The 11129-nt window shown below is 73.0% G+C and carries 11 protein-coding genes and 1 riboswitch; of the genes, 10 read left to right on the top strand and 1 reads right to left on the bottom strand.

Features of this window, described 5'->3' with window-relative positions; genetic code table 11:
* Window positions 1–104 precede the first annotated feature (104 nt).
* Window positions 105–290: an antitoxin gene (locus ACIGAQ_RS30570; protein WP_362279710.1), complete on the bottom strand. Its 186-nt coding sequence runs from the start codon at window positions 288–290 to the stop codon at window positions 105–107.
* Window positions 291–452: 162 nt separating this feature from the next.
* Between ACIGAQ_RS30570 and ACIGAQ_RS30565 the strand changes: the two genes are divergently transcribed.
* From ACIGAQ_RS30565 to ACIGAQ_RS30520, 10 genes are all read left to right on the top strand, one after another.
* The gene (locus ACIGAQ_RS30565) at window positions 453–1229 is read left to right on the top strand and encodes an HNH endonuclease family protein (protein WP_399788642.1); all 777 of its coding nucleotides are present in this window, start codon (window positions 453–455) and stop codon (window positions 1227–1229) included.
* 34 nt (window positions 1230–1263) lie between these two features.
* Window positions 1264–1983 carry a DNA alkylation repair protein gene (locus ACIGAQ_RS30560; RefSeq protein WP_399788639.1) on the top strand — a complete coding sequence of 240 codons (720 nt, stop codon included), beginning with the start codon at window positions 1264–1266 and terminating at the stop codon, window positions 1981–1983.
* Between the two features lie 41 nt (window positions 1984–2024).
* On the top strand, window positions 2025–2783 hold the full coding sequence (locus ACIGAQ_RS30555) for an N-acetyltransferase (RefSeq protein WP_399788636.1): 759 nt from the start codon (window positions 2025–2027) through the stop codon (window positions 2781–2783).
* Window positions 2784–2922: 139 nt separating this feature from the next.
* Window positions 2923–3585: a hypothetical protein gene (locus ACIGAQ_RS30550; protein ID WP_399788633.1), complete on the top strand. Its 663-nt coding sequence runs from the start codon at window positions 2923–2925 to the stop codon at window positions 3583–3585.
* Between the two features lie 38 nt (window positions 3586–3623).
* Window positions 3624–5123, top strand: a complete 1500-nt coding sequence (locus tag ACIGAQ_RS30545) for a protein kinase (protein ID WP_399789397.1) — start codon at window positions 3624–3626, stop codon at window positions 5121–5123.
* 142 nt (window positions 5124–5265) lie between these two features.
* Complete coding sequence (locus ACIGAQ_RS30540) at window positions 5266–5910, top strand: SurA N-terminal domain-containing protein (RefSeq protein WP_311681713.1); 645 nt, start codon at window positions 5266–5268, stop codon at window positions 5908–5910.
* 393 nt (window positions 5911–6303) lie between these two features.
* On the top strand, window positions 6304–7311 hold the full coding sequence (locus ACIGAQ_RS30535) for a nucleoside triphosphate pyrophosphohydrolase (protein ID WP_399788630.1): 1008 nt from the start codon (window positions 6304–6306) through the stop codon (window positions 7309–7311).
* 46 nt (window positions 7312–7357) lie between these two features.
* On the top strand, window positions 7358–8650 hold the full coding sequence (locus ACIGAQ_RS30530) for a cytochrome P450 (protein WP_362279721.1): 1293 nt from the start codon (window positions 7358–7360) through the stop codon (window positions 8648–8650).
* Window positions 8651–8790: 140 nt separating this feature from the next.
* The gene (locus ACIGAQ_RS30525) at window positions 8791–9792 is read left to right on the top strand and encodes a transglycosylase family protein (protein WP_399788627.1); all 1002 of its coding nucleotides are present in this window, start codon (window positions 8791–8793) and stop codon (window positions 9790–9792) included.
* 228 nt (window positions 9793–10020) lie between these two features.
* Window positions 10021–10186, top strand: a riboswitch (cyclic di-AMP (ydaO/yuaA leader).
* A gap of 4 nt (window positions 10187–10190) precedes the next feature.
* Complete coding sequence (locus tag ACIGAQ_RS30520) at window positions 10191–10892, top strand: transglycosylase family protein (RefSeq protein WP_399788624.1); 702 nt, start codon at window positions 10191–10193, stop codon at window positions 10890–10892.
* The last annotated feature ends 237 nt before the right edge of the window (window positions 10893–11129 follow it).

Genomic DNA, 11129 nt, shown 5'->3' with positions numbered 1-11129 from the left:
CGGGAGAAGCGGCCCCGGGAAGCCGCGTCCGTACGTGAGAAGCCGCCCGCGAACGCCGCGCCCTGCGGGGCGTCTTCGCGGGCGGCCTCGAAATGCCGGGGGCGTTACTGCTGTTCGGGCCGGTTCCGGTCCTGCTCCGTGCCCAGCGAGCCCTCGACGCGCTGCCGGCCGGAGTCGACCTGGTCCTCGTACTTGCCCCCGGTCCTCTCGTCGATCTGCTGTTCCGCGGTGTCGGAGCCTTGCTTGCCCCGGTTCCGCGCCTGGCTCTTGAACTTGTCGAAGATGCCCATCCACAGCTCCTTCCGGAGGTGACTCAGAATCGACGATACGCGCGGGATGCCGGGAATGCCCAGATGGGACCGGTGTGGTCTGAACCTGTCCCTCGCTACCGTGGGACCAGGCACAGGCCGCCCGTCCGGGGGCGGAACGGGCAAGCAGGGGAGGGGCGCACAGTGACGCGTCTGAGGGGTGGGGCGGCGCTGGCCGTCGCCATGGTGTGCGCCGGTGCGGCGCTGACCGGTTGCGAGGGCCTGGCCCCTCCGGTGGACGGCGGCGGTGCCTCCGCATCCGGCGCCCCGGCCGCCGGTGACGGCCGGGCCGTGAACCCGCTGGACAACCCGGACGGCACGAAACCGGGGTTGGCGCCGATCACCTCCACCGAGGACAAGGCGCGGGCCCGCGCCCTCATCGAGAAGGTGGCGACGAAGGGCCGCGGCCCCCGGACCGGTTACGACCGGGACGAGTTCGGCTACGCCTGGATGGACTCCGCGCCGCGCGACGTCCCCTACTCCCACAACGGCTGCGACTCGCGCAACGACCTCCTCAAGCGCGACGGCCGCGACCTGCGCTTCCGCGCGGGCTCGAACTGCGTCGTCACCGCCATGACGCTGCACGACCCGTACACCGGCAAGGTCATCGAGTGGACCAAGTCCCAAGCGATCAAGGTCCAGATAGACCACGTCATGCCGCTCTCCTACGACTGGCAGATGGGCGCCTCCCGCTGGACGAAGGACAAGCGGGAGTCCATCGCCAACGACCCGCTCAACCTCGTCCCGGTGGACGGACCGACCAACAGCGCGAAGGGCGACTCCGGACCGGCGTCCTGGCTGCCCCCCGACCGGCGTATCCGTTGCGCCTACTCGGTGCGCTTCGCCCAGGTGTCCCTGAAGTACCACCTGCCGGTGACGTCCGCCGACAAGGAGATGATGCTGGAGCAGTGCGGCGGCTGAGGGCCGGCCCACCCCTGCGCTACCGTCCGCGCACATGACGACCCCATCGCTGCGGACCCTGCGCGGCGCGCTGCGGGACAGGGCCGAGCCGGCCGTCAGGATCCAGCAGGCCCGGGTGCTGCGGCCGCCGGACGACGACGAACTGCTCGGCGTGCGCGTGCCCGCGGTGCGCGAACTGGCCCGGGCGCACCGGGAACTGGCCCGGGAGGACGTGGACGCGCTGCTGCACAGCCGCGTTCACGAGGAACGGCTGGCCGGGGTCCTGGTGCTGGCCGAGCGGATGCGGACGGCCCGGGGCGCGGAGCGCCGGTCCCTGGTCGACTTCTACCTCGCGCGGACCCGGTGCGTGGACAACTGGGACCTGGTCGACGCCTCCGCCCACCTCGTGCTCGGGCCCTGGCTCGTGGACGGGCCCGAGGACCCGCCGGCCGTCGAGGACGTCCTGGACGGGCTGGCCGCCTCGTCCTGGCTCTGGGACCGCAGGATCGCCGTCGTCGCCACGCTGGCCCTCGTCCGCGCAGGGCGTTTCGAGCCGACGTTCCACCTGGTGCGCGTGCTGTGCCGTGACCCGGAACCGCTGATCCACAAAGCGCTCGGCTGGATGCTGCGCGAGATCGGCCGCCGGGACGCGCCCCTGCTCGTGGCGTTCCTCGACCAGCACGTCACCGACCTGCCGCGCGTCACCGTGCGGTACGCGACCGAGCGCCTCCCGGCGGAGGACCGCGCACGCTTCGTGCGAGCCCGGCAGCGGTGATGTCGCTTCTCGGTGCATCCGGTCCCGCCTACCGTGACCGCATGCAGCAGAAGATCACGCAGCCGCGGATATCGAACCTCGCCGACCGCCCCGAGATGCTGGAGCGGGTCGTCGGGATGGCGGACACCTGGCCGGAGTTCGTGATCCAGGACCTCGTGGGCGCCGCCCACTTCCCCCGGATCGCCGCCGAACTCCCCGCATACGTCCTGTTCGCCGAGGACGAGCGGGGCGAGGTCGTCGCGAACGCCTACAGCGTGCCGTTCGCGCTCGCCGCCCCGGGCCGCGGCCGGCTGCCGGGCAACGGCTGGGACACGGTCCTGGTGTGGGCCTTCTCGGACCTGCGCCGCGGCGTGCGCCCCGACACGGTCAGCGCCATCTCCGTCTCCGTCGCGCCCCACGCCCAGGGCAGGGGCCTGTCCGCGGTGATGGTGTCGGCCCTGCGCGACAACGCCCGCTCCCGCGGCTTCCGCGAGGTCGTCGCCCCGGTCCGGCCCAGCGCCAAGCACCTGGAACCGCACACCCCCATCGAGGAGTACGCCCGCCGCGTACGCCCCGACGGCCTGCCGCACGACCCGTGGCTGCGCGTGCACGCCCGGGCCGGTGCGACCGTCGACTCGGTCGCACCGGCGTCCATGACGGTGGCCGCCCCGCTGGCCGACTGGCGCCGCTGGACGGGCCTGCCCTTCGACACCCCGGGCGACGTCGAGGTCCCCGGGGCCCTAACGCCGGTGCGCTGCGAGGCGGAGCGCGGATACGCGGTGTACGTCGAGCCCAACGTGTGGATGCGGCACGCCCTCTGAGGGGCCGGGGTGATCAGCACGACAACGGTTCGGTACAACCCGTGACCGGTTCTCCTTGTCGGGCTATACGCTCGGACTCCCAACGGGCTCTGTCACTCGCACATCCGTCCCCATCGGCTACACCGGTCCAGGAGCAGTCATGTACGGCCACGGCGCGGCGCCGCCTCCCCGGAGCGCGGCAACGGTCATCTCCCTGCGCGTGCTGTTCGCCGCCGCCGGTTTCCTCACGTGCGGCGTGCTGGCCTGCGTCCCGCTGTTCCGGGTGGCCGTCCTGCGCGGGCGGGCCCTGGACTGGGTGCTGGCCTGGGTGACCCTGCCCCTGTCCATCGGCTGCTTCCTGGTGGTCGGCACCCTGCCGGAGGAGGACGTCCGGACCGACATCGCGCTGGGCCTGATCCTGCTGCTGGGCGTCGGTGCCGCCATCTACTTCCTGATCGTGGACATCGCCCACCACGGCGAGCGCCGGCAGTTCGCCGGCTATCCGGCCTCGCCCCACGCGCCGACCGTCCACTCCCCGTACGGCTATCCGCACCCCGGCTCGTCCTACGCCCGGACGTCCACGCCCGTCCCGCAGCCTCCCGCACCGCACACGCCCGCCCCGCACACCCCGGTCCCGCACACCCCCGTGCCCGGGGACGCCACGCCCCACGGACCGGCGGCCGTCCAGCCGCCCCCGTCCCCCCAGCGCCCCGCCCCCGCCCGCATCGACCAGGTCCGTGCCGAACTCGACGAACTCAGCGACTACCTGCGCCGGCAGGAAGGCGACGACCGGCGCGACGGCGATCGCGAGGGCGGCCGGTGACCGCGACGGCAGGACGTGTCGTCGCCGGCCGCTACGAGCTGTCCACGCTCCTCGGCCAGGGCGGTATGGGCCAGGTCTGGACGGCGTACGACCAGCGCCTCGACCGGCGCGTGGCGGTGAAGCTGCTGCGCCCCGACAAGGTGGCCGGCCAGGACGCGGAGGAGCTGCGCCGCCGGTTCGTGCGCGAGTGCCGGGTGACCGCCCAGGTCGACCACCCCGGTCTGGTCACGGTGCACGACGCGGGCAGCGAGGGCGAGGAACTGTTCCTCGTCATGCAGTACATCGACGGCTCCGACCTCGCCGGGCACCTCGCGGAGCGGAACCCGTACCCCTGGCCGTGGGCGGTCGCGGTCGCCGCGCAACTGTGCGCCGTGCTCAGCGCCGTGCACGCCGTGCCGATCGTCCACCGCGACCTCAAGCCGCGGAACGTGATGGTGAAGCAGGACGGCACGGTCACCGTGCTGGACCTCGGCGTGGCCTCCGTCATGGAGGCCGACACCACCCGTCTCACCCACACCGGAACGCCCATCGGCTCGCCCGCCTACATGGCCCCGGAGCAGGCGATGGGCGGCGCGGTCGGCCCGTACACGGACCTGTACGCCCTCGGCGTCGTGCTGCACGAACTGCTCAGCGGGGACGTGCCCTTCTCCGGCTCCACGGCCCTCGGCGTCCTGCACCGGCACCTCTACGAGCCCCCGCTGCCCGTGCGCCGCCTGCGGCCCGAGGTCCCCGAGGCCCTGGAGATCCTCGTCCTGCGCCTGCTCGCCAAGGACCCGCAGCACCGGCCCGCCTCCGCGCAGGAGGTCTACGAGCACCTGGAGCCGCTGCTGCCCGCGCGCGGCACGCCCACCGGAGCGCCCCTCGACCCCACCCGCCCCTTCCTGCGCCCGCACGCCCCCTGGCCGGACCGGGCCCGCACCCCCGCGCCGCAGCCCGCGCCGCCCGCCGCCCCCGTCGCCGGGGCCGCCGGGAAGACCGACATCGCCCACGCCGTCGACGAGGTCAAGCGGCTCCTCGGCGAGGGCCGCATCACCCAGGCCGTCGACATCCTCGGCGCGATCCTGCCCGCCGCGGCGGAGCAGCACGGCGAGAACTCCCCGGTGGTGCGCACCCTGCGCAAGCAGTACGCGGCCACGCTCCTGGACGACGGCCAGTTCCGCCGCGCCCTACCCGAACTGCGCCGCCTCGCCGACGAGCGTGCCGCCGAGGCCGGCCAGGCCGACCCGCAGGCGCTCCGCTTCCGCTACGAGGCCGCCCAGTGCCTCGAACAGCTGGGCGAACCGGCGGCGGCGCTCGCCGAGTACCGCGCGGTGCTGCCGTACTACGAGAACCAGTACGTCGCCGCCGGCGGCCCCGAACTCGCGCACGACGTCCGCCGCCGTATCGGGCACCTCCTGCTCGCCCTCGGCGACCGCGGCGCCGCCCACGACACGCTGGCCCGGCTGCTGCACGACGTGGAGCGCACCCACGGCCCCGGCCACCCGCTCGGTGCGGAGATCCGCAGGACGCTGCAGTGGCTGGGGCAGGTCCGCGGTTGACCGTCGCGGCGGAGCGGGCGCGGCGGTGCCGGAAGTCCCGGTGAATCGTTGGTCGAATGGGTTGGCCAGAGCCTGGCCACTGCCTACCATCGATCACCGCAAGACTTTGTGCACCGTCGCACAATCTCCTCGGGAGGTCTCCTTGCACCGCCGCCGTCGCACCGCGCTCCTCCTCACCGCCGCGATCGCCGCGGCGCCCCTGATCACCGCCTGCGGGAACGACGCGCATCCCGGCGCGGCGGCCGTGGTCGGCGGGCAGCGGATCACCGTCTCCCAGTTGGAGGAGCGGGTCGGAGAGGTCCGCGCGGCCCAGCGGGCGGCCGTGCAGAACGACGCCCAGTACCAGCAGGCCATCGCCAGGACCGGCACCCTCACCCGCGACACCCTGCACACCATGGTCCTCGACCGGGTGTTGCACCGCGCCGCCGAGGACGCCGGGGTCACCGTCAGCCGCAAGGAGATCCAGGAGATGCGCTCCGGCCTGGAGGAGCAGGCCGGCGGCGCAAAGGCGCTGGAGACGACCTGGCTGCAGCGGTACGGCATCCCGCCGCAGCGCCTGGAGGAGAACCTCCGCCTCCAGCTGGAGGCCCAGAAGCTCGCCGAGAAGCTTGGCACCGACACCACGCGCCCCGAGTTCTGGAAGACCCTGTCCGAGGCCTCCAAGAAGCTGAACGTGGACCTCAACCCGCGCTACGGCACCTGGGACGTGCAGAAGAGCAGCCGCGCCGACGCCAGGACACCGTGGGTCCGGGACGTGACGGCGACGCAAACACAGCAGCCCATGTAGCCCCCTCGGCTCCCCCCGGCCCGCCGACAGACGTCCCGATCCCCACGGGTCGGTGGCGGACCTCATGATCGGCATCGGTCCGGTGGAAGACCTTCGGGCTTCCGCCGGTCAGCCAGCAGACGTCCCGATCCCCACGGACCGGTGGCGGACCTCCCGATCGTCACCGGTCGGTGGAGGGCCTTCAGGCTCCCCACCGGGCGGGTGGCAGACCTCCTGAACCCCACAGGCCCGGTGGACACCTCCCGGCCCCCCAGAGGCTCCGCGGACACCTCCCGGCCCCCACGGGTCTGTGGAAACCCCCAGGACCCCACGGTCTTGTGGAAAACCTCCCCGCCCCCGCCGGCCCTGTGGACAACTTCAGGCCCTCTCGGCGGTGTGGGATAGCTTCAAACCGTGAACGCCAACAGCCCCGAAGCCACCCCGGGCCCCCGGCAGGCCGCCCCCGACGCGGCCGCCGCCCCCGGCCGCATCGTCCTGCTCACCACCAGCCACCGCGTCGCCCCCGGCCTGCTGTCCTGGCCCGCCTGGCAGGCCCTGCACGCGGCCGACCGGGTGCTGTGCGCGGACGGCGCGCATCCGCAGCTGCCCTACCTGCGCGAGGCGGGCATCGCGGTCGAGGAGGCGTCCCCGACCGCCCAGGAGCTCCTCGACCTCTGCGCGGGGGGCCGCACGGTGGTCGTCGTGGCGACGGGCGAGGGCGAGCCGGCCCTGACCGACGGGCTGGCACGCCTCGCCGGCACCGGCCGCCTCACGATGCCCGAGCTGGAGCTGCTGCCCGCCTCCTACGACCTGCCGGGCGCCCGACTGCTCGACCTCGTCCAGGTCATGGACCGCATCCGGACCGAGTGCCCCTGGTCGTCCCAGCAGACCCACAAGGGCCTGGCCAAGTACGGCATCGAGGAGGCGTACGAACTCGTCGAGGCGATCGAGGAGGGCGACCGCGACGAGCTGCGCGAGGAGCTCGGCGACGTCCTGCTGCAGGTCGTCTTCCACGCCCGCATCGCCGAGGAGGACCCCGAGGCGCCGTTCTCCGTGGACGACGTGGCCGGCGGCATCGTCGCCAAGCTGATCCACCGCCACCCGCACGTCTTCGGTGACGCGACGGCCACCACCCCCGAGGAGGTCAAGGAGCACTGGCTGCGCACCAAGGCCGTCGAGAAGCAGCGCAGCTCCGTCACCGAGGGCATCCCCCTCGGCCAGCCCGGCCTGGCCCTCGCCGCCAAGCTGGCGTCCCGGGCCCGCACCGCCGGCCTGGACATACCGCTCCCGCCTTTCGAGGGCGTCGGCTACGAGCTGCTGGCCCTGGCCGTCCGCGCCGAAGCGGAGGGCGTGGACCCGGAGGCGGCCCTGAGAGCGGCGGCCCGCGCCTACCGGGACGCGATCAGGGACGCCGAGGGCTGAGCGGACCGGCACGGGGCAGCGGCAGCGGGCCGGATACGGTCGGGGGGTGACCGACCAGCCCCAGCCCCGCACGCCCACGACCGCACCCGCTCCCGCCCCCGACCTGTTCACCTGGGAGTTCGCGAGCGACCCCTACCCCGCGTACGCCTGGCTCCGCGAGCACAGCCCCGTCCACCGCACGCGGCTGCCCAGCGGCGTCGAGGCCTGGCTGGTCACGCGCTACGCCGACGCCAGGCAGACCCTCGCCGACCCCCGGCTCTCCAAGAACCCGGCGCACCACGACGAGCCCGCGCACGCCAAGGGCAAGACCGGCATCCCCGGGGAGCGCAAGGCCGAGCTGATGACGCACCTGCTCAACATCGACCCGCCGGACCACACCCGGCTGCGGCGGCTGGTGTCCAAGGCGTTCACGCCCCGCCGGGTCGCCGAGTTCGCGCCCCGGGTGCAGGAGCTCACCGACCGGCTCATCGACGGGTTCGCGGAGCGGGGGAGCGCCGACCTCATCCACGAGTTCGCCTTCCCGCTGCCCATCTACGCCATCTGCGACCTGCTCGGCGTCCCGCGCGAGGACCAGGACGACTTCCGCGACTGGGCGGGCATGATGATCCGTCACCAGGGCGGGCCGCGCGGCGGCGTGGCGCGGTCCGTGAAGAAGATGCGCGGCTACCTCGCCGACCTCATCCACCGCAAGCGGGAGGCCCTGCCCGCCGAGCCCGGGCCGGGCGAGGACCTCATCTCCGGCCTCATCCGCGCCTCCGACCACGGTGAGCACCTCACCGAGAACGAGGCCGCGGCCATGGCCTTCATCCTGCTGTTCGCGGGCTTCGAGACGACGGTGAACCTCATCGGCAACGGCACCTACGCCCTGCTCACCCACCCCGGGCAGCGCACCCGCCTCCAGGCCTCCCTCGCCGCCGGGGAGAGCGCCCTGCTGGAGACCGGCGTCGAGGAACTCCTGCGCTACGACGGCCCCGTCGAGCTCGCCACCTGGCGGTTCGCCACGCAACCGCTCACCATCGGCGGACAGCGCATCGCGGCGGGCGACCCGGTCCTGGTCGTCCTGGCCGCCGCGGACCGGGACCCGGAGCGGTTCGCCGACCCGGACGTGCTCGACCTGTCCCGCCGCGACAACCAGCACCTCGGCTACGGCCACGGCATCCACTACTGCCTGGGCGCCCCGCTCGCCCGTCTGGAGGGCCAGACCGCGCTCGCCACCCTCCTCACGCGCCTGCCGGATCTCCGTCTCGCGACGGACCCGGAGGAGCTGAGGTGGCGCGGCGGGCTCATCATGCGCGGCCTGCGGACCCTGCCGGTGGAGTTCACGCCCGTGTCCAGGTGACACACCCTCAGGATTGTGATCTTCACGTGATCTGCGCGGCATGAACTTGTGACAAGTGATCGTCTGCCGATACGTTCACCCATCAACGCGGCCGGGACGCCCGGCCAGCGGGTCACTGCTGTCTCGCGAAAGGTCTCCGTATGCTCTCCGGGAACGGTCGGCACCGTCGCCCCCGCCAGGCTCCGGCACTCCTCGTCGCGGCCGGAGTGACCGGCTCCGCCATCGCGATCCCGCTCCTCGGGGCCTCCGGTGCCAGTGCGGCGGACGGCTCGACCTGGGACCGGGTCGCGGACTGCGAGACGGGCGGCGCGTGGAGCCAGAACAGCGGCAACGGCTACTACGGCGGCCTCGCGCTGTCCCAGGAGGACTGGGAGAACCACGGCGGCCTCGAATACGCCGCGAGCGCCGACCTGGCCAGCCGCTCCCAGCAGATATCCGTGGCGGAGAGAATCCTCGCCGACCAGGGGGTCGGCGCGTGGCGCACCTGCGGACTGCTCTCCGGTCTCGAGCAGGGCGCTCCGGACCGGGCCGGCGAGTCCGACCCGTCCGATGAATCCGCTTCGTCCGGCTCGTCCGGCTCCTCCGGGCTGCTCGACTCGCTGGATCCGTCCGGGTCCTCCTCGCCTTCTTCGTCCACTGCGTCCCCGGCGGCTTCCCCGTCCGGCGCGCCGTCTGACGGCCCGTCGGCATTTCCTGACGAAACCGCCAAGTCCGACAAGTCGCCCGAGGCCTCTTCCGCGCCCTCGGCGCGGGAGGGGGCCGGCGGCTCACCGTCGGCATCCCCCGAGGCCGAGGCGTCCGGCAACTCCCGTCCGGACGGCGGCTCTTCCGGCCTCGCGGACACCGGCTCCGGCCGGCACCGCGGCCCCAGCGCCGACGAAGGCACCGGATCCGCGGACGGCTCCGCGGCCGGTTCCACGGGCCGGCACGCGGCGCGCGACGACGCGGCGGCCGACGAGGCGTCCGCAGGCGCCTACATCGTGGGTGTCGGCGACGACCTCTGGTCCATCGCCGACTCCCTCCGGATCAGCGGCGAATGGCAGGAGCCGGCCGCCGGGGACGAGAAGGCCGCCGAGGGTGGCAAGGCCGCCGTCGCCGCCGGTCAGACGCCTGGTCAAGCGGACGAAGCGGGCGAGAGGTAGTCGTTCGGGCAGTGCGGAAACGGCGGTGGAAGTCGCCCCGAAGCGGCGCGAGTTCACGCCGTGTTTCACACTTGATGTCCCATATAAGAGCGGTGAGAGATAGATCTCAGAAGCCCTGATCGTCTTTGAAATTCGGCGGAGCACCTGTCTACGGTCGTGATCGCTCGTCACCGCGAGCCCCGGCTGCCGCAACGCCGAATCCTGCCAGCGGCCGCCCGGGAACAGTCGTCGCGTCAAGCGCCGTAGGCAGGAGCGGGGGACCCAAGGTAGGTGCCCGACCGGCCGGTTGGCCGGAAGGGCTTGGGGTGAAGCCGTGTCCCGTGAGGGACGCGGCCGGGCAACTCAACCGGCCCGAACCCGACAGCTCACCTCGCAGGCGTCGGTGAGGGGATCCATCCATGCTGTTTTCCGGCAAGGGCAAGCACCGTCGTCCGTCCAAGGCCACCCGCGTCGTCGCGCTCGCCGGCGTCACCGGCGCCGCCGTCGCCGCCCCGCTGATGGCGGCCGGCAACGCCTCCGCGGCCACCGCCTCCGAGTGGGACGCCGTCGCCCAGTGCGAGTCCGGCGGCAACTGGTCCATCAACACCGGCAACGGTTACTACGGCGGTCTGCAGTTCTCCGCCTCCACCTGGGCCGGCTACGGCGGCACCAAGTACGCCTCCACCGCCGACCAGGCCACCAAGGCCCAGCAGATCGAGATCGCCGAGAAGGTCCTCGCGGGCCAGGGCAAGGGCGCCTGGCCGGTCTGCGGCAAGGGCCTGTCCAGCGCCGGCTACACCGGCGGCGGCTCCACCGACTCCGGCAGCTCCTCGCAGAGCCAGAGCCAGAGCCAGCAGAGCACCGAGTCCCGTGAGACCCAGCAGCAGCCGGCCTCCCGCTCCGACGAGCGCCCGGCCGCGAAGAAGACCGTCACCACCCCGACCGGCAAGAAGGTCAAGAAGGGCGACGGCGAGTACAAGGTCGTCAAGGGCGACACCCTGAGCTCGATCGCGGCCGAGGAGAAGGTCAAGGGCGGCTGGGAGAAGCTCTTCGAGCTGAACAAGGACATCGTCGAGGACGCCAACCTCATCTACCCGGGCCAGCAGCTGCACCTGAAGTAAGCAGCGGCCCACCCCCGTCCCCACGGGCTCCCCGCCCCGGTGCGTCGTCCCCCGTACGCACCGGGGCGGGGCTTTTTCGGCAACCGGCTTTGTTCCGTTCGGAAACAATTTACTCTCGGTTCTGTCCATGGGGTGGGCGACCCGGTGGCCGATCGCCCGGAGCCGGTTAGGCTCATGTCGCGAGCCACCGCGGCCCGCACCTCGCCGGGTCCACGCGACCCGCGTCACCGCGTCACA

Origin of the sequence: Streptomyces sp. NPDC085932 (assembly GCF_044540525.1) — a bacterium.
GTDB lineage: Bacteria > Actinomycetota > Actinomycetes > Streptomycetales > Streptomycetaceae > Streptomyces > Streptomyces levis.
This window is presented reverse-complemented; position numbering and strand designations above follow the sequence as displayed.

Coding starts and splice junctions, on each gene's coding strand:
- ACIGAQ_RS30570 (WP_362279710.1), bottom strand. CDS start 290: ATGGGCATCTTCGACAAGTTCAAGAGCCAGGCGCGGAACCGGGGCAAG.
- ACIGAQ_RS30560 (WP_399788639.1), top strand. CDS start 1,264: ATGACGACCCCATCGCTGCGGACCCTGCGCGGCGCGCTGCGGGACAGG.
- ACIGAQ_RS30555 (WP_399788636.1), top strand. CDS start 2,025: ATGCAGCAGAAGATCACGCAGCCGCGGATATCGAACCTCGCCGACCGC.
- ACIGAQ_RS30550 (WP_399788633.1), top strand. CDS start 2,923: ATGTACGGCCACGGCGCGGCGCCGCCTCCCCGGAGCGCGGCAACGGTC.
- ACIGAQ_RS30525 (WP_399788627.1), top strand. CDS start 8,791: ATGCTCTCCGGGAACGGTCGGCACCGTCGCCCCCGCCAGGCTCCGGCA.
- ACIGAQ_RS30520 (WP_399788624.1), top strand. CDS start 10,191: ATGCTGTTTTCCGGCAAGGGCAAGCACCGTCGTCCGTCCAAGGCCACC.